General features: G+C 61.9%; 17 protein-coding genes. 9 read left to right on the top strand and 8 right to left on the bottom strand.

From position 1 onward, the window contains the following. Nucleotides 1–69: 69 nt before the first annotated feature. From NLY37_RS14105 to NLY37_RS14080, 6 genes are all read right to left on the bottom strand, one after another. Nucleotides 70–813: a ribonuclease activity regulator RraA gene (locus NLY37_RS14105; protein WP_023681186.1), complete on the bottom strand. Its 744-nt coding sequence runs from the start codon at nucleotides 811–813 to the stop codon at nucleotides 70–72. A 23-nt stretch (nucleotides 814–836) separates the two neighbouring features. After that, on the bottom strand, nucleotides 837–2000 hold the full coding sequence (locus tag NLY37_RS14100; protein ID WP_023712168.1) for a mandelate racemase/muconate lactonizing enzyme family protein: 1164 nt from the start codon (nucleotides 1998–2000) through the stop codon (nucleotides 837–839). Between the two features lie 31 nt (nucleotides 2001–2031). Then, entirely contained in the window at nucleotides 2032–3129 is a 1098-nt protein-coding gene (locus tag NLY37_RS14095) for an ABC transporter ATP-binding protein (protein ID WP_023741802.1), read from the bottom strand. A gap of 124 nt (nucleotides 3130–3253) precedes the next feature. Next, entirely contained in the window at nucleotides 3254–4144 is an 891-nt protein-coding gene (locus NLY37_RS14090) for a carbohydrate ABC transporter permease (RefSeq protein ID WP_023741801.1), read from the bottom strand. Continuing rightward, nucleotides 4141–5100: a carbohydrate ABC transporter permease gene (locus NLY37_RS14085; protein WP_023741800.1), complete on the bottom strand. Its 960-nt coding sequence runs from the start codon at nucleotides 5098–5100 to the stop codon at nucleotides 4141–4143. The genes NLY37_RS14090 and NLY37_RS14085 overlap by 4 nt, the downstream gene beginning before the upstream one ends. 81 nt (nucleotides 5101–5181) lie before the next feature. Continuing rightward, on the bottom strand, nucleotides 5182–6660 hold the full coding sequence (locus NLY37_RS14080) for an ABC transporter substrate-binding protein (RefSeq protein ID WP_031246154.1): 1479 nt from the start codon (nucleotides 6658–6660) through the stop codon (nucleotides 5182–5184). Nucleotides 6661–6865: 205 nt separating this feature from the next. On the opposite strand from NLY37_RS14080, the gene NLY37_RS14075 reads away from it, so the two are divergent. The 5 genes from NLY37_RS14075 to NLY37_RS14055 are packed head-to-tail and all read left to right on the top strand — an operon-like array spanning nucleotide 6866 to nucleotide 11797. Next, entirely contained in the window at nucleotides 6866–7576 is a 711-nt protein-coding gene (locus NLY37_RS14075) for a GntR family transcriptional regulator (RefSeq protein ID WP_023681193.1), read from the top strand. 54 nt (nucleotides 7577–7630) lie between these two features. Beyond that, a complete protein-coding gene (locus NLY37_RS14070) occupies nucleotides 7631–8797 on the top strand; it encodes a mandelate racemase/muconate lactonizing enzyme family protein (protein WP_023741798.1) in 1167 nt (388 codons plus the stop codon). Nucleotides 8798–8853: 56 nt separating this feature from the next. Further along, complete coding sequence (locus NLY37_RS14065; RefSeq protein ID WP_286442647.1) at nucleotides 8854–10212, top strand: mandelate racemase/muconate lactonizing enzyme family protein; 1359 nt, start codon at nucleotides 8854–8856, stop codon at nucleotides 10210–10212. A gap of 47 nt (nucleotides 10213–10259) precedes the next feature. Then, nucleotides 10260–10586: an NIPSNAP family protein gene (locus tag NLY37_RS14060; protein ID WP_023741797.1), complete on the top strand. Its 327-nt coding sequence runs from the start codon at nucleotides 10260–10262 to the stop codon at nucleotides 10584–10586. Between the two features lie 8 nt (nucleotides 10587–10594). Further along, on the top strand, nucleotides 10595–11797 hold the full coding sequence (locus NLY37_RS14055) for a mandelate racemase/muconate lactonizing enzyme family protein (RefSeq protein WP_023741796.1): 1203 nt from the start codon (nucleotides 10595–10597) through the stop codon (nucleotides 11795–11797). Nucleotides 11798–11870: 73 nt separating this feature from the next. Here NLY37_RS14055 and NLY37_RS14050 read toward each other — a convergent pair whose 3' ends face one another. Further along, complete coding sequence (locus tag NLY37_RS14050) at nucleotides 11871–12509, bottom strand: MarR family winged helix-turn-helix transcriptional regulator (RefSeq protein WP_023741795.1); 639 nt, start codon at nucleotides 12507–12509, stop codon at nucleotides 11871–11873. A 117-nt stretch (nucleotides 12510–12626) separates the two neighbouring features. Between NLY37_RS14050 and NLY37_RS14045 the strand changes: the two genes are divergently transcribed. Beyond that, nucleotides 12627–14156 carry an MDR family MFS transporter gene (locus NLY37_RS14045; protein WP_031246153.1) on the top strand — a complete coding sequence of 510 codons (1530 nt, stop codon included), beginning with the start codon at nucleotides 12627–12629 and terminating at the stop codon, nucleotides 14154–14156. 69 nt (nucleotides 14157–14225) lie between these two features. Then, nucleotides 14226–15062 carry an amidohydrolase family protein gene (locus NLY37_RS14040; RefSeq protein ID WP_286442641.1) on the top strand — a complete coding sequence of 279 codons (837 nt, stop codon included), beginning with the start codon at nucleotides 14226–14228 and terminating at the stop codon, nucleotides 15060–15062. Nucleotides 15063–15117: 55 nt separating this feature from the next. Here NLY37_RS14040 and NLY37_RS14035 read toward each other — a convergent pair whose 3' ends face one another. Continuing rightward, nucleotides 15118–15903, bottom strand: a complete 786-nt coding sequence (locus tag NLY37_RS14035) for an SDR family NAD(P)-dependent oxidoreductase (protein WP_023725471.1) — start codon at nucleotides 15901–15903, stop codon at nucleotides 15118–15120. 82 nt (nucleotides 15904–15985) lie between these two features. Between NLY37_RS14035 and uxuA the strand changes: the two genes are divergently transcribed. Then, nucleotides 15986–17170 carry a mannonate dehydratase gene (gene uxuA / locus NLY37_RS14030; RefSeq protein ID WP_023741793.1) on the top strand — a complete coding sequence of 395 codons (1185 nt, stop codon included), beginning with the start codon at nucleotides 15986–15988 and terminating at the stop codon, nucleotides 17168–17170. 308 nt (nucleotides 17171–17478) lie between these two features. After that, the gene (locus NLY37_RS14025; RefSeq protein ID WP_156933927.1) at nucleotides 17479–17856 is read left to right on the top strand and encodes a hypothetical protein; all 378 of its coding nucleotides are present in this window, start codon (nucleotides 17479–17481) and stop codon (nucleotides 17854–17856) included. The last annotated feature ends 37 nt before the right edge of the window (nucleotides 17857–17893 follow it).

Below are 17893 nucleotides of genomic sequence, written 5' to 3'. Positions count from 1 at the left end.
AAACCCACGTATTGCGGGCAACAATCACCTCTTGAACGGCTGCATGCCGAATGCCGTTGCTGCCGGGCCTCAGCCCTTCACTGGATTGGCTTTGCGCCACTCCTCATATTCGCCGCGAGCATCGTCGTGCAGCGGATAGTAGCGCTGCAGCGGGGCGCCCTGCATGAGCTTCTCGCGCGAGAACTCCTCCCAATCGTGATGTTTTTTCGATTCTTCAATTACCTTTGCCGCCATTGCGACGGGAAGCACAACCGCCCCGTCGTCGTCTGCGATGATAATGTCGCCCGGGATCACCGTGACACCACCACAGGCTATCGGAACGTTGACGGCGTTCGGATAGATGCTGGTTTGCACATGGTAGTTGGGCGTCCAGCCGCGCAGCCATAGGGGCAGATCGAGCTTCTCGACATTGGGCCGGTCGCGCATGCAGCCGTCGATTACGATGCCCGCGCCGCCTCTGCCCTTGAAATAGGTCGACATCATATCGCCGAAGACGCCCGAGCTCATGTCACCGCGCGCGTCGACGACGACCACATCGCCTTCCTGCGCGTGATAGAGCACGTGCCGGTGCAGTTGCGTTTCCGGGTCGGCGTATTCTCCCTCGCTGAAGAGGTCCGGCCGCTGCGGCAGGAACTGCAGCGTCAGCGCCGGCCCGACGATCGACTTCCCATGGTTCTGCGCCACCGGACCGACCATGTGAGGATTGCGGAAACCCATGTGGCCCAGCGTGCCGGCAACCGTCGCGGCGCCGATTTCCCTCAGGGCGTCAATGAGGTCTTTGGACGGTCGCGTGATGTCAGGGATATGCGTCATTGTGGACTCCGGTTGAGATGGAACTACCAGTTCGTAACAGACCCGTCCCGGCGCCTGAGGTGAGGCGCTTCCCAGAAACGAAAAGCCTCCGCCTGGACCGCCGCTTCGTTGACCTCGACGCCGAGGCCCGGCAGGTCGCTGACCGGATAGTCGGCACCGTCGAGCCGTGGCTGCACGGGGAAGAAGTCGGAATTGTCGAAGCCCAGCTTCGTCTCGGGTTCCCTGGTCTCGAGCCACGCGAAGTTGGGTACGGCGGCGGCGAGATGCAGGGTCGCGGCCGTGCACACCGGACCAAGCGGATTGTGCGGCATCAGGTCGACATAGTGCGCCTCGCTCCAGCCGGCGACTTTCATCGCCTCGGTGAGCCCGCCGACATTGCAGACATCGAGACGGTTGAACTGATGGATGCCGCGCTCGATGTAGGGCAGGAACTGCCACTTGCTGGCAAATTCCTCGCCGATGGCAAAGGGAATGTCGGTCATCCTGCGCAGGGATTCGTAGGCTTCAGGTGTCTCGTCGCGGATCGGCTCCTCGAGAAAATCAAGCACGCCGCGGCCGAGCTTGTTGCAGAAGCTCGCCGCCTCTGCCACCGACAGCCGATGATGATAGTCGATGCCGAGGACGACGTCGTCGCCCAGCGCCTCGCGCGCCTTGTTCAGCATGCTTGCGGTAGCGCCGATCGACTCGCGGGGTTCGAAGATGTCCCTGCTGCTTTGCCCTGCGGGGAAGAAGCGGATCGCCTGCCACCCCCGTGCGCGCAGCTCCCGGGCTCGTTCGACGGCGGCATCGCCCTCGGCCTCGTCTCCGGTCGAGGCGAAGGTGGGGATGCGATCGCGCTGCTTGCCGCCCAGCAGTTCGTAGACCGGCACCCCCAGCGCCTTGCCCTTGATGTCGTGCAGGGCGATGTCGATGGCGGAGATCGCCGCCTGCAGAACGCGCCCGCCCTCGAAGTACTGGCTGCGATATGCCTCCTGCCAGATCCGCCCGATCTGCATCGGGTCGCGGCCGATGAGAAACTCGCGATAATGCTCGACCGCGCCGGCAACGGCCTTTTCGCGCCCGCTCAAGCCGCTCTCGCCCCAGCCGAAGACGCCCTGGTCGGTCTCGATCTTGACGAGCATCTGATTACGCGTTCCAACCCATACAGGATAGGGTTTGATCGCGGTGATCTTAAGCTTTTCAGTCATCCCCAACGTTCCCAATGAACCCCGTCTTGTCTCAGCCGGCCTTGAGGGCCAGTTCAGTTTCGCCATCGAACAGATGCAGCCGCTCCTGGTCGAACTCGAGCCAGATCTGCTCGTCAGGTGCGACGGCGATGTTGGGGAACACGCTGATGTTGACGATGGCGCCTGACAGCAACGCCTGCACGAAGGTGACGTCTCCGGTCGGCTCCACTGTATAGGCCTTGGCCGGGACGCTGCCTGGCGCCGCGCTCTTGTGGAGCCTGATGGTCGAGTGACGTGCGCCGAGCACGACTTTCCTCGACGTTGCTCCCGCAACCTTCCGGGCGTTGAGGGGCGAGAGCTCAAGGCTCCAGCCCTCCGCGCCGGTCAACGCAGTGTTGCCGTTTGCTGTCGATGCCTCCAGTGGAACAAGGCTCATCGCCGGGCTGCCGATGAAGCTGGCGACGAACATGTTCACCGGATGGGCAAAGACCTGCGCCGGAGAATCGTATTGCAACAGGTAGCCGCCGTTCATCACCGCCATCTTGTCGGCCATGGTCACGGCTTCGAGCTGGTCGTGCGTGACATAGATGATGGTCGCCTTGAGGTCCTGGTGGAAGCGCTTGATCTCCGAGCGCATCTGGACGCGCAGTTTGGCGTCGAGGTTGGAGAGCGGCTCGTCCATGAGGAAAACGGCAGGGTCGCGGACGAGGGCGCGCCCCAAGGCGACACGTTGCTGCTGCCCGCCTGAAAGTTCGCGCGGCTTGCGCTCGAGCAGGTGCGTCATGTCGAGCACGCGCGCCGCTTCCTTGACCTTCCTGTCGATCTCGTCCCTGGGCAGCTTGCGCATCTGCAGCGGGAACGCCAGGTTCTTGTAGACCGATTTCTGCGGGTAGAGCGCGTAGTTCTGGAACACCATCGCGATGTCCCGGTCCTTGGGGTCGAGGTCGTTGACCACGCGGTCGCCGATGACGATGTCGCCCGATGTGACCGGGATCAATCCCGCGACAAGATTGAGCGTGGTTGTCTTGCCGCAGCCCGAAGGGCCGACGAGCGCAACGAACTCGCCGTCATTGACCGTCAGCGAAACGTCGTTGACAGCTTTGAAGCCGCCATAGGTCTTGACGAGATCTCTCAGGACCACGTGGGCCATCGGCAACTCCCTACGGCATGATGCCGAAAAGTGTGAAGCGGTTTTCGGACGACATCATGCTCTATCTCTTTGATTTAGAGGCGGATTCAGATTTCAGGTCGAACAGACCTGAAATCATCCGGCTCTAGTGTTTGACCGCGCCTTCTGTAAGGGCGCGTACGAAGTATCGTTGCAGGAGGAGGAACAGCACCACGACGGGCACGCTCATCATGAAGCTGGCCGCCATCAGGCCCGGAAAGTCCGTCGTATTCTCCGAGAAGAAACGCTGTATGCCGACCGGCAGGGTCAACTGCTCGTTCTTGGAGAGAAAGGTGTAGGCATAGATGTACTCGTTCCAGGCGCCAATGAAGGAATAGATCGCGGTGGCGATGATTCCGGGCGTCGAGAGAGGCATCACGATCAGGACGAAAGCCTGGAACCGGGTCGCCCCATCGATGCGCGCCGCCTGCTCGAGCTGCACCGGAATGTTGTCGTAAAAGCCTTTGAGCAGCCAGATCGCCAGCGGCAGGCCAAAGGTGAGATAGGTGAGAATGAGCGAGCCATGCGTGTTCACCAGCCCGATCGCGCGCATCAGGATGAAGAGCGGCACGAGAAAGATCACCGCCGGGAACATGTTGCGCAAAAGCACGGTGAAGAACAGGAAGTTTCGACCGGGGAAACGAAAGCGCGAAAACGCGTAGGCAGCAGGAACGGCCACGATCACCGAAAGGATTGTGGTGACCGTCGACACGTAGAGGCTGTTCCAGAAAAAACGCAGGAAGTCCTGACCGACGCTGTTTTGCGGATCGAGCAGCTTCTGGTAGCTGGCCAGGGTAGGCTCTTCCGGCCACCATTGCGGCGGGAACTGCATCGCCGCGAAGCCGGACTTGATCGATGTGATCAGCATCCAGATCATCGGCAACGCGGTGTAAAGCAGCATGAACACGAGGAAGATGCGCCCGGCCCACCGCCATCCGTCGATGCGCATGCGGCGCCGGGCCGGACCTCGAGGAGCTGTTTCGACAATCGTGCTCATGCGCCGCCCTCCTTGCGCTCGTTGCCGGCCAGCGCACGAACGTAGAAGTAGCCCAGCACCATCAGCATGAGGAACAGGAGCACCGAATAGGCCGATGCGACGCCCCATCGCTGCCGGCCGAAGGCGAGCTCATAAATGTGGGTGATCCAGATGTGCGAAGCGTTCGACGGCCCACCACCGGTCATGATCCACGGGATGATGAAGGAATTGAAATTGGCCACTGCGAGCAGCAGGATCGTCACCGTCGAGACGTTGCGCAGATGCGGGAAGGTGACGTGCCAGAAACGCTGCCATGCATTGGCCCCGTCGACTTCCGCGGCGCGCAGCAACTGGTCGGGGACCGTCTGCAAGCCGGCCATCATCATGATCATGGCAAACGGAAACTCGCGCCAGATGTTGACGACGATCAAGGAGGGCAGCACCGTGCTGACGTTGTCGATGAAGTTCGGCGGCCGGTCGGCCAATCCGAGGCCGACCAGCACCGCGCCGATGATGCCGAAGTCCGAATGGTAGATCCACTTCCAGATATAGGAGGCGGCAACCGCGCTGATGACCCAGGGAATGATCAGGATAGCGCGCAGGACGCCCCGGCCGATAAACTCGCGGTGGAGCGCCAGCGCGGCGGCAAACCCAAGGGCAAAGGCAACGAAGGTGGATGCGATCGTCCAGATCAGGGTGTTCAGGGTAACTTTCCAGAACACCTGACTGGTGAGGATGGCCGTGTAGTTGTCCAATCCGATGAAGGTCTTGTCGCGGAGCTGCAGGCCAGGCGGCGTCTTAAAGAACGACAGCTCGACCGTGTAGTAGATCGGATAGGCGATGACGATGAGCATCACGGCGATCGCTGGAAGCACGTAAGCGTAGTCGGCGCGATGCTCCCAGATATTCCGCAGCACGCCGGAGCTACCGGGTTGCAATCTTCGGCGAGCCTCGGCCTTGCCGGTCACGATCGTCACGATGGCGTGCCCTTATTGTTCGGAGCAAACCGGCTGCACGCACTATCGGCGCAGCCGGTCGGATCGCAGGTCAGGCCCGGACTAGAGTCCGTCCATCAGGTTTTTCACCTTCTCGGCCGCGTCGTCCGCTGCCTGGTCGACGGTCATCGCTCCGGTCAGGGCGTTCTGCAGCATGTCCGGGACGATGATATTCATGATCTCGGGGGATTGCGGCAGCGCCGGGAACGGAATGCCGTATGGCAACATCGAGGTGGTGACATCGAGGAACTTGATGTTGTCCAGACGTTCCTTCATCCATTTGGTCTTGAAGCCGTTGAGGTTGCCCGGGTTCGAGCCGGCATACGCCATCTTCAGCGACCATTCAGGGCTCGTCCACATGCAGATGATGGCCTTTGCGGCCGGCTCGTCCACCTTGCCGCCCTCGACATATTCGGGCTTCAGGATGTGAATGTTCGAGCCGCCAAACACGACGGCGCGCTTGCCGTCGGGGCCGGTCGGGATCAGGCCGTAGCGCATGTTGTCGATGACGGTCTGCGCCTTCTCCTTGTCGGCGCCCGTTGCCTTCTTCTGCAGGTCGAGCATGACGTTATAGTCGGACGGGTGCGAGACCATCATGCCGAGTTGGCCGGCGACGAACAGGGGCTGGTTATCGGCCTGCTGGTTGGTGAGCGCCGAAACCGGAACCGACTTGTCGCGAACATACATGTCGTAGGAGGCTTGCAACGCCGCCTTGCTCTGCGGGCTATTGAGCTCGACCTCCTTATAGGTCGGGTTCGCGGAGGCTTCGTCGAAGACACCGCCGCCATAGGCCCATAGTTGCGGCATGAAGCGGTACGGCGTGTTGCCGGCGTTCTTGCGCGCCACGAGGCCGTAGCCGGCTATGCCGAGCTTGTCATGGATCTGCTTGGAATATTTGACGACGTCGTCCCAGGTAGCTGGAGCCTTGTCCGGATCGAGGCCCGCACGCTTGAAAATGTCGGCGTTCCAGATGAACGCCATCGTCTCATTGTTGGTGGGAATGCCGTAGGTCACGCCATCCCAGGTTACCGCCTTCATGGCGCCGGGCCAGAAATCCTCTGTGGGATAGCCCACATCTTCCGGCTTGAGCGGCTGCAGATAACCCTTCGAGGCGAACTCGGTTCCGCCCAGGATTTGCAGGCGGACCGCCATCGGCGCGGCATTGCCCAGCAGCGCCGTGCGGAACTTGTCGAGAAGGTCGTTGTAGGTGAGGGCCTGATCCTCGAGCTGGATGTTCGGATAGGTCTTGCGGAAGGTCTCGAAGAAATCCTTGTAGTACTGACGCAGCAGGTCGGGGTCGCCCTCGAACACGCCCTGATACCAGAACGTCAGTCGCCCCTTGTAGTCGAGCGGAGTGACCTTGCCGCAATCGGCGGCCGTGTCGAAATCCTGTGTGCCGGCGATGGAGCGCACATACTCCGGCGACCACTTGCTCAAATCGACCGGCGGCGCACCCAGCGCCGATCCCGACATGAGCGACGCCATCAAAGCAGTGGCGACAGTGCCGCGCAGGACGGCACCGCCGAGTGTAATCCTCGTCATAGTATCCTCCCAGATTCTCCCATGCCGCTGTGCGCCAAGGGGCTCGTCCGACCGTGCGGGATGCGTCCTTCTGCTCAATGTATCCCTTCGATCATCTGGTACGTTTTCAGATCGTGGATTGCCTGTCAACGCACCCGATCGTACATTGTTTGCAAAACCCGTGTATGATATCGAGCATGTGATGTACTAATCGGGGGAGCCGGCTTTGGCCGAAACAAGCGATTTCAAAGCAGAGCCACCCGTGGGGATTGATCCCATCGGGGCGTCCAGCGAGGGCGCCTCGCTTTATGAACTGATCCGGGAAGACATCATCGAGGGACGGCTCGCCGCCAACGAACGACTTGTGGTTACCGATCTCGCCCGGCGTCACGGCACCTCGACCAACCCCGTACGCGAGGCGCTGCAGCTGTTGCGAGGGGAGGGCTTCGTCACCTTTGTCGCCAACCGTGGCGCGCGCGTCCGGCCCATAGACCAGGATTTTGTCCGGGATATCTACGAGATCGGAGTCCTGATCGAGCCGGCCCTGACGCGATGGTTCGTGAACATGGCGACCGGCGAGGACATCGCCGAACTCGAACGCATCCAGGCTCTGATCGAAGAGAACAACTTCACCGACACATTGCGGCACAGTGAACTGGATACCGCCTTCCACACCGTAATGTACCAGCGCCACTACAACCGCCATGCCGCCGAGCTTTGGTGGAAGCATCGCGAAGTGCTGCGAGCCGTGAGCCGGCGTTTCAATTTCACGCTCGCGCGGCGGGCCGCCATCATGCGTGAACACCGCGAGCTCATCGCGCATATCAAAGCCGGAAATGCCGACGAGGCGGCCGAACTCATTGCCCGCCATGTCGAGGGTTCCGGCCGGCACGTTCTCGAACAGATGCGTGCGCGCAACGCCGCTCGGGCCGGATAGAACTTCCAGCCCAGAAAATCATTGGTCCGGCCATCAGACAGAGGTAGTTGAGAGATGAAAATCACGAGCGTTCGGCCGTGGCTGATCAAGTCCGATGCTTCCTATTGGGGGGAGTTCCTGTTCGTCGAGGTGACGACCGACGAAGGGGTGAGTGGCTGGGGGGAAATCACCACCACCACAAGGCTCGCCAACCGCGCGCTGTGCACGATCCTGCGGCAGATCGGTGTTGCCGTCACAGGTGAGGATCCGGCGCGCATCGAGCATCTCTGGCACAAGATTTTCCGCAGCTTCACCTATATGGGCAGCCGCGGCGCCGCAGTCGAATGCGTGAGCGCTATCGACATAGCGCTCTGGGACATTCGCGGCAAAGTTCTAGGCAAGCCGATCTACGAGCTGCTGGGCGGACCGGTGCGCGATGAAATCGCGCTCTATACCCATCCCAACCAGGCCAAGTTTAACAGCAAGGAGGCTGTGGTCCGCGAAATTCGAGACATCGTCGAATCCGGACACACCGGGCTGAAGTTCGATCCTTTCCCCCACCAGGGCCGCATCGCCGATGGCTTGGCGCGCGAACAGCGGGACGGCTACCTCGATGGCGGCATGACCCGCAAGGACGAGCGCGAGGCTGCCGAACTAACGGCTTTGATCCGTGAAACGGCGGGGCCCGATGTCGACATTCTCATCGACGCGCATGGCCGCTTCGACGTCCCCACCGCCATTCGCCTCTGCCGGAGCCTCGAGGAAGCCGGCCAGATCGACTGGTTCGAGGAGCCTTGTCCGCCCGAGAGCCTCAATGCCCTCAAGCAGGTGCGTGAGAAGGTCAGCGCCGCTATCTCGTGGGGCGAGCGCGGCCACACCAAGTGGGATTTCGTGCCGGTGCTCGAGAACAGGCTTGCGGACTACATCATGCCGGACGTTACCTGGACCGGCGGCATTACCGAACTGAAGAAGATTTCCGCCCTTTGCGAAGCGTACTATATCCCGGTCTCGCCCCATGACGCCGCGGGACCGATCAACGTGGTTGCGGGAGCGCAGGTGATGATGACGGTTCCCAACTTCTACAAGCTCGAAACGTCGCAGTGGAATCTCGATAAATACAATCACCTCATCGACGAGCCACTCGATGTCTCGAACGGCAGCCTCAAGCTGGCGTCGAAGCCGGGTCTCGGTGTCGAGATTAACCGAGACTACCTGCAGGCCCACGAGATAGAGCTTGGCTAGCAACGCTTATGCAGGCCGGGGGTGCGGGGCGCCACCAATCAGAACGAGGATAAGCCATGGCAAAGACGGGTAGCGCCGGCGAGGCGCTCAATCGGGTAAATACGAACTCCAGGCCGAGCGACCTGCGCATCACCGACCTGCGCGTTGCCGAGATCGTCGGCGCGCCGTTCACCTCCGCGCTGGTCAAGATCTACACCAACCAGGGCATTGTCGGCCTGGGCGAAGTGCGCGACGGCGCCAGCGCGACCTATGCGCTGATGCTGAAGAGCCGGTTGCTGGGCGAGAACCCTTGCGACGTCGACCGGCTGTTCCGCCGCATCAAACAATTTGGCGGCCATGGGCGGCAAGGTGGCGGTGTCTCGGCAATCGAGATCGCGCTTTGGGACCTCGCCGGCAAGGCGTATGGCGTGCCGATCTACCAGATGCTGGGAGGACGGTTTCGCGACAAGGTGCGTGTCTATTGCGACACCGACGCGGACAAGCCCAGCGGCAACGAGACCGGAAAGCGGCTCAAGGCGCGGATGGATCTCGGTTTCACCTTCCTCAAGATGGATCTCGGTCTGGCGCAGATTTCGCACATACCGGGCGCGGTGGTGGCGCCGGCCGGCGTGCTCGATGCTTTCCGCAGCCATGCCGCTCGCGGCCCGGCACGCACGCTGGACGAGCGCCGGGCGCGCAACGCCGCCTATGATGCGCAGAACGTGCCGCACCCCTTCACCAGCCTCCATTTCACCGAAAAGGGCCTCGACCTGCTCGATCAATATATTCACGAGGTCCGCGAGGTGATCGGCTACGAGGTCCCGCTCGCCATCGACCATGTCGGCCACATCTCGCTGCAGGACGGCATCCGTCTGGCCCGGCGGATCGAGAAGTATGCACCGGCCTGGCTCGAGGACGTGATCCCCTGGCAGTACACCGAGCAGTATCGGCAGTTGCAGCAGGCGACCTCCGTGCCGATCTGCACCGGTGAGGACATCTACCTCAAGGAAGCATTCCAACCGCTGCTCAACGCCGGCATCTCGGTCATCCATCCGGATCTGCTGACCACCGGCGGCATTCTCGAGACCAAGAAGATCGGCGACGCAGCGCAGGAGCATGGCGTCGCCATGGCCATTCACATGGCGGAAAGCCCGATCGCGGCAATGGCCGCCGCGCATGTCGCTGTAGCCACGGAAAACTTCATGGCGCTCGAATATCACAGCGTCGAAGTCGACTGGTGGGACGATATCGTCACCGGCCTGCCCAAGCCGCTGGTCAAGGACGGCTTCATCACCGTGCCCGACAAGCCGGGCCTGGGCATCGACGACATCGTCGACGATGTGATCAGCCAGCACCTGCAGCCCGGCGTCACCGGCATCTGGCAACCGACCGATCACTGGGACGACGAATACTCCTGGGACCGCACCTGGAGCTGACTCTACACTTCTCTCCTCGGAGGGAGAGGTGAACAGAAGGATGGACCATGATCTACGAACTTCGCATTTACGACTGCGTGCCGGGCCGGCTGCCGGCGCTGCTCAAGCGTTTCAACGACCATACCTTGGCGCTGTGGGATAGACACGGCATCCGCCAAGCCGGGTTCTTCACCACGGTGGTCGGCGAAAATAGCAATCGACTGACCTATTTCGTCGCCTGGGAATCCTTGGCCGAGCGCGAAGTGAAATGGAAGGCCTTCACCACCGATCCGGCATGGCTCGAGGCCCGCGACGAGTCCGAGCGCGATGGCCCGATCCTGGCCAATATTTCCAGCCAGTTTCTCGCGCCAACCGCCTTCTCGTCGGTGAAATAGAGGACATCATGAAGATCACCGATCTCAGGTGTGCCGTCATCGGCAAGCATCCCATCGTGCGCATCGTCACCGACGAAGGCCTCCATGGCCTCGGCGAGGTCGAGCACACCAAGCCTTATCTGAAGCCTTGGGTGCTGCATTTCCGCGACGCGCTGATCGGCGAGGATCCGACGGATGTGGAACGTGTGATGCTGAAGATCCGTCAGCGCGGCTCGTTCAAGCCCTACGGCGCCGCTGTCAGCGCCATCGAGCATGCGCTGTGGGACATCGCCGGCAAGGCCGCCGGCGTCCCGGTCTACAAGCTGCTCGGCGGCAAGGTCCGCGACCAGGTGCGGGTCTACAACGGCTCCATCCGCAAGAAGCGCACCGGCGACAGGCCCGAGGATTACGCGGCCGACGTCAAATGGATGATGGAGCGGCCGGAAGGTTTCTTCATGGTCAAGCAAGGCATCAGCTTCCACTCCAACATGAAGACCAGCGTTCCCGACTTCCACTACGGCGTGCGCCAGCCGCCGACCTATCACGGCGCGATGGACCAGGGGCAGATCAGCGAGCGCGGCATGGCGCATATGATCGACTGCGTCGTCGCCATGAAGGAGGTGCTCGGCGACAAGGTTTCGCTGGCGCTGGATTGCGGCCCCGGCTGGTTCCTGCCCGACGCCATCCGCTTCGCGCGGGCCGTCGAAAAATACAATCTGATGTGGCTGGAGGACATGCTGACCGGCGACTACGTGCCATGGGTCAACCCGCAAGCCTATCGCGAACTCACGACATCGACGTCCACCCCCATCCACACCGGCGAGCAGATCTACCTGCGGCATAACTTCAAGGAACTAATCGAGACCCAGGCGGTCCGTGTCATCGGTCCGGACCCCGCCGATATCGGCGGCATCGCCGAGCTCAAATGGGTGGCCGAGCACGCCTATATGCACTCGATCATGATGGCGCCGCACGGCACGGCGAACGGTCTGCTGGGCCTCGGTGCGCTGATCAATGTCTGCGCCACGCTGCCGGCCAACTACATCGCCTTCGAATATCCCAGCGCCTCCGACCCCTGGTGGGAGGACATCGTCATCGGCCTGCCCAAGGGGCAGATCGTCAGGGACAGTATGGTGGACCTGCTCGAAGCTCCGGGACTCGGCCTCGACATCGATGCCAAAGCGGCGAAGAAATACCTGGCGGAAGAGGACGCCGGTTTCTTCGGCCGATAACGATCCGAGGCGACCTGAGCGTCAAGGGCTATCGAACGGCTCGCACACATGGGTGGCGTCCACGCCGTGCCGCCTATTTCGTTTCGGACAGCATCTCGTCCATCAACTGCTTGACGGCGTCGGCGGACCTTTTCATCCCGGCTTCGTCCATGGCCCATCCCGCGAAGCGTTCCAGCAAGGTGGCGAACGTTACCAGGTCCTGTTCATCCCACTGTGCTAGCGATCCGGCGAAAATCCGCCATTTGATCTGGCGCACCGCCGCCACGAAGCGCTCGCCCTTGGCGGTGAGTTTGAGGCAGATGCGCCGGGCATCGCGTTGCGACGCGACGCGGCATGCAAAGCCTCGCTCGACGATGTCGGCTGAGATGCGGCTCGCGCGCGACGGGTCGATCTCGAGGCGCTCGGCGATGACACCGACCGTCACCTCGTCCTGCTGGGTATCGCTGAGACCTGAATTGTTCGCGATGGCGCCGATCGCATCGAAATGGCTCACTTCCAGCGAAGGGTCTACGCGCGCCAGGATCATGCGGCCGAAGTCGCGGCGCTGGATCGAGCGGCGCACCTTGCTCATCACCGCATCGATGGCGGCCACGGCCTCGGCCGCCGGTTCGGACAGGCCGCTGCCGCGCGCCAGATCGGCGAGATCCCGATCGCCGCGCGTCTGGAACAGGGGTGGAAATCGGTCAGGACTGCCGGAGGCGTTGCTGCTCATCCCATAGCGGGCTAGCAAAAATATATGCTGATGTCAATTATATGCTATGCGCACATATATGGTTGACACCTCCTGGTTGTGGGCACATAAATCGCGCCCCAAGCTACGGAGACACCGATGACTGTCGAGCAGACGCTGCCGGACACAGCGCCCGTTGAGGCCGAAGCCAGGCCCGATCTGACGACATTGATCGTCTATTTTGGCGCGCTGATCGCCATGTTCATGGCCACCATCGACATGCAGATCGTCGTCACCGCCTTGCCCACCATTGCCGGCGAACTCGGCAATCTGCATTTGTTCGGCTGGGTCGGTGCCGCCTACCTGCTCTCGACCGCCGCGGTCTCGCCATTCTACGGCAAGCTTGGCGACATGTATGGCCGCAAGAATGTCGTGCTGACGGCGATCGGCCTGTTCCTGCTGGGCTCGCTTGTCTGCGGCATGGCATGGTCTATGGAGAGCCTGATCGCCGCGCGCGTGCTGCAAGGCATCGGCGGTGGCGGCCTGATGGTCTCGGCCTTCGCCATGATCGGCGAACTGTTTTCGCCGCGCGACCGCGCGAAATACCAGGGCTACAGTTCGGCGGTGTTCGCGCTGTCGTCGGTGCTCGGCCCGCTGGCCGGCGGCTACATCACCAGCCTGTTCGGCTGGCGCTGGGTGTTCCTGGTCAATCTGCCGATAGGCATCATCGTGCTGGCGGTGCTGGCCTTCGCCATGCGCAGCCGGTTCAACGAGAAGCGGCACCGCATCGACTATCTCGGCGGCGCGCTGCTCGCCATCGGCACGACGGCGATCGTTTATTGGGGCTATCACGTGCTCGACCCCAACGGACCGGACCTCATCACCTTCGCGCTGCCGCTGCTGGCAGTGGCCGCCATCACCTTGTTCGTCATGGTCGAGCGGCGGGCCGAAGAGCCGATCGTCCCTCTGCGGCTGTTCGGCAATTCGACGGTCAGCATCGTCTCGGGCGTGTCGCTGGTTGCCGGAACGGTGACGCTGGGCATGTTCTTCTATTTTGCCCTCTACATGCAGACGCTGACGGGCCTGAGCCCGGCCGAGGTAGGCTTCCTGTTCCTGCCGGCGTCGCTCACGTCCATGGTCATTTCGATCGTGGCCGGGCGGGTGATCGCGGCAACCGGACGCTACAAATGGATGCCGGTGGTCGCCATGGGTATCGGCGGGTTTCTGATGCTGGGCTTCGTCCTCACCAACCAGCACACGCCGATCTGGGTGCTGGCAACGATGATGGCTGTGTTCGGCATCAGCATGGGCCTGCAGTTCCAGGTGCTGATCGTGGCGATCCAGGCGGCGGCACCGCTGCAGGATATCGGCGCGGTGACGTCGCTGATCACCCAGGCGCGGACGCTCGGAGCATCGCTGGGTCTGGCGCTGAACGGCGCGGTGATGATCTGGGCGCTGAACCGGCAGACAGCCGAGCTTCCTGCAGACGCCGCCGCCCTGCTGCCGGGTGGCCTGAACGGGTTGACGCCGCACCTCGCATCGAGCCTGCCGGGCGCGATCCGCGAAGTGGTGCTCGACCATTACTCCAGTGGCTTCAACGTGATGTTCATCTGGGTGGCGGCGCTCTATTTCGTCGCCATGGGGCTGACGCTGCTGCTCGAGGACAAAGAGATCCCGAAGCGGGCCTGAGCCAAAGCTTGTGTCATGCGCTGGGTTTAGGCATTTGGCGATGATCTGAAATCACCGAGGAGGACAGCCATGATCATCGACACTCATCTGCACCTGATCGACCTGTCGGCGCTGCGCTATCCCTGGCTCAGCCGCGAGCCGGCGCTCAACCGCGATTTCCCGCACGCAGAATATGCGATCCAGGCCCGCCGCGCCGGTATCGAGGCCGCGCTGCATATGGAGGTCGACGTCGATGAAGCCGACATCCAGGCCGAGACCAGCCATGTGAAGGCGCAGTCGCTGGAGAAGGGCAGTCTGTTGCGCGGGGCGATCGCCTCCTGCCGCCCGGAGGAGGCCGGCTTCGCCGCCTATCTCGGGCGCCAGCAGGCCGATCCCTTCGTCAAGGGGTTCCGCCGCGTGCTGCATGTCATGCCGGACGAGCTTTCGGACAGCGCGCTGTTTCGCGAAAACATCAAGCGGCTTGCCGGCACCGGCCTGACCTTCGACCTCGTCGTCCTGCCGCATCAGATTCCAAGGGCGGTTGCGCTCGCCGATCTGGCGCCGGATGTGCAGTTCGTGCTCGACCATTGCGGCGTGCCCGACATCAAGGCCAGTGCGGAACATCCGTGGCGCGAGCATATGACCGAGATCGCGCGGCGTCCCAATGTCATCGGCAAGATCTCCGGTGTCGTCGCCTATGCCGATGCCGGCTCATGGACCGTCGAGACCTTGCGCCCCTATGTCGAGCACACGATCGGCTGCTTCGGCTGGGACCGCGTCGTGTGGGGCAGCGACTGGCCGGTGTGCACGCTTGGCGGTGGCCTTGCGACCTGGGTGACAGCGACGCATGCGCTGATCGCGGGAGCCAGTCCCGACGAACGGGCGAAGCTGCTTTCGGGCAATGCCAGGCGGACGTGGAAGCTATAGAGGCGGTACATAGCGCTCGAGATCGCCGGCAAGCGTGCAGAGCACGATCAGTGCTCTATCTGACGCCGATGCCGGCGGTCAGTCCGCCATCAATCCTGTAGTCCGCGCCGGTGCAGAAGCCGGCCTTCGACGAGCAAAGGAAGGCGATGAGTTCCGCCACTTCCTCCGGTTCGCCGATGCGGCCGAGCGGATGCGCCGCGCCGAAGCGCTTGTAGGCCTCTTCGACATCGGCATCGCTGCCGCCGTCACCGCGCGCAGCCTTCTCCAGGATCGGCGTGCGGATCGAGCCCGGGCTGACCGAATTGACGCGGATGCCTGATGCCGCGTAGTCGAGCGCCAGCGAGCGCGTCAGCGTGTGGATGGCGCCCTTGGTCGTGGCATAGGCGGCGACGTTCTGCTGGCAGGCAAAGCCCTGCACCGAGGCGACGTTGACGATGGCGCCGCCTCCGCGCTTGATCATTTCCGGAATGCCGAAATGCGCGGTCAGGTAGATCGAGCCGACATTGACCGTCATCGTTCGGTTCCAGGTTTCCCAGTCGGTGGTCGTCGCCGTGCCATAGGGATGGACGGCGGCTGAATTGACGATGACATCCAGGCCGCCGAACTTCGCGACGCCAGCCGCGACCGCGTCGCGCACCTGATCGGAGACGGACACATCGGTGTCGATGACCAGCACCGCGGCACCAGCACTTTCTAGTTGCGCTTTCATCGCCGCGTTGGCGGCGCGGTCGATGCCGCAGGCGATGATTGCGGCGCCACCGGCCGCAAGGCGTGTGGCGGTTGCCAGGCCGATTCCGGTCGTCCCGGTCACCAGGGCGACCTTGCCGTCGAAATCCGTCATTTCTAAAAACTCCTCCATTTTCTATCGACTCCCATCGGGGTCCAACAATAAGTTGCCAACCTGTCGCAGAAGGAAAGCCGAAATGGAACAATGCTGGCGCTGGTATGGGCCCGATGATCCGGTGACGCTCGATCATGTCAAGCAGGCGGGCGCCACCGGCGTGGTCTCGGCGCTCCACCATATCTATGACGGCCGGGCGTGGCCTGAGGCCGAAGTGCTGGAGCGCAAGCGCATTATCCAGGAAGCAGGACTGACCTGGTCGGTCGTCGAGAGCGTTCCGGTCCACAATTCCTTCAAGATCGGCGCGCAGGAACGCGGGCGCTATGCCGGCTATTACCGCGATTCGATCCGCGCGCTGGCCAAGGCCGGCATCGCCACGATCTGCTACAATTTCATGCCGGTGGTGGACTGGACCCGCACCGATCTAGCCTACCGTCTGCCGACGACAGGCTACGCCCTGCGTTTTGATGCCGTTGATTTCGCCGCCTACGATCTGTTCGTGCTGAAGCGCAAGAACGGTGCTGACAGCTACACGCCGGCGCGTATTGCGCAGGCGGAAGCGCGGCTGAAGGAATTGCCGCCCGAGAAGATCGACCAGATCGAGCGCAATCTGATCGCCGGCCTGCCGGCTACAGAGCGCAAGTATGACCGCGACAGTTTTCGCGAGGCGCTTGCGGACTATGACGGGATCGGGCCGAAGGAGTTGCGCGACAACCTCGCGTGGTTCCTGCGCGAGATCATTCCGGTGGCGGAAGAGGAGGGGGTGCGCATGTGTATCCACCCCGACGATCCGCCGTTTTCGCTCTACGGCCTGCCGCGCGTCGTTTCGACCGCCGAGGATGCGCGTTTCATTCTCAATGCCGTCGACAGCCAGGCCAATGGGCTGACGTTCTGCACCGGGTCCTACGGCACGCGCGCCGACAACGACATCGTCGCCATGGTCAAGGAATTCGGCGACCGCATCCACTTCGCCCATCTGCGCAACATCACCATCGAGGATGACGGCTCGTTCTACGAGGCCGAGCATCTCGAAGGCGGCACCGACATGGCGCATGTCATCCTGGCGCTGATGCAGGAGGAGGCGCGCCGCCGCAAGGAGGGCCGAGCCGACTGGCAAATCCCGATGCGGCCGGACCATGGCCACCTGCTCGCCGACGATATCGGCAAGACAAGGATCAATCCCGGCTACTCGCTGATCGGCCGCCTGAAGGGTTTGGCCGAATTGCGCGGCATCATGCGGGCCGTGGAAACGTTTGGGCTGGCTTGAAGGGGCAACGAACTGCGTTCAATGCCGACGCCGGCTCAGCGTGCGTCGCTGTAGATAATGCGGCCGGCGCGGAATGTCGTCCGATGACAATCAGATACCACGCTCGATCACGATCGCCCGGTCGCGGTGAGGCTCGTGATACAGCCGGTTGCCCTCATGGATTTGCACGGCCCTTAGTACGGCGCGCGGCTCGCTGACGGACGAGGAACCTAGCCGTTCGCCCCACGACCTGGCGGCGTGCTATTGTGTAGTGAAGTTCCGTTGCCCCGAGGTGAGCTAGAGGGGTACTCGGAAATCAAGTATGAATCATGAATAATGCAGTATTGATTTACGTTCGTGCAAGCAAAGGAACTGTAGTGATGGATGGGCACGACGGTCGTCGGAATGCGTTAAAGAAACTATACGTTTTCTCGATGCTTTTCGTTTTATTCACTTCAACATTGGTTATTTACGGAATTGGCGGATGGGTGGTTGCGTTTGGCAGCAGTGACTTCCGAGAAAGCCATGGTAGGAGAGGTATTTTTTTGGTTTTGTTAGCATGCTGCATGTTTTATGGATATATAAAGTATGACGAACATGAAACAAAAATCAGAATAAAACGGGATGAGCGCAAAGCTCTTGTGATGAGATTTAAGCAGATCGTTTTAATTATATTTGTGTCCTTGTTTGTCCTTTTAATTGCCTAGAGATAATCTCACTATCGGAATGCGCCCAATCATGGCC

The sequence above is a fragment of the Mesorhizobium sp. C395A genome (genome assembly GCF_030323205.1).
GTDB lineage: Bacteria > Pseudomonadota > Alphaproteobacteria > Rhizobiales > Rhizobiaceae > Mesorhizobium.
The sequence above is the reverse complement of the archived record's forward strand: the minus strand, read 5'-3'. Positions and strand labels throughout refer to the sequence as shown.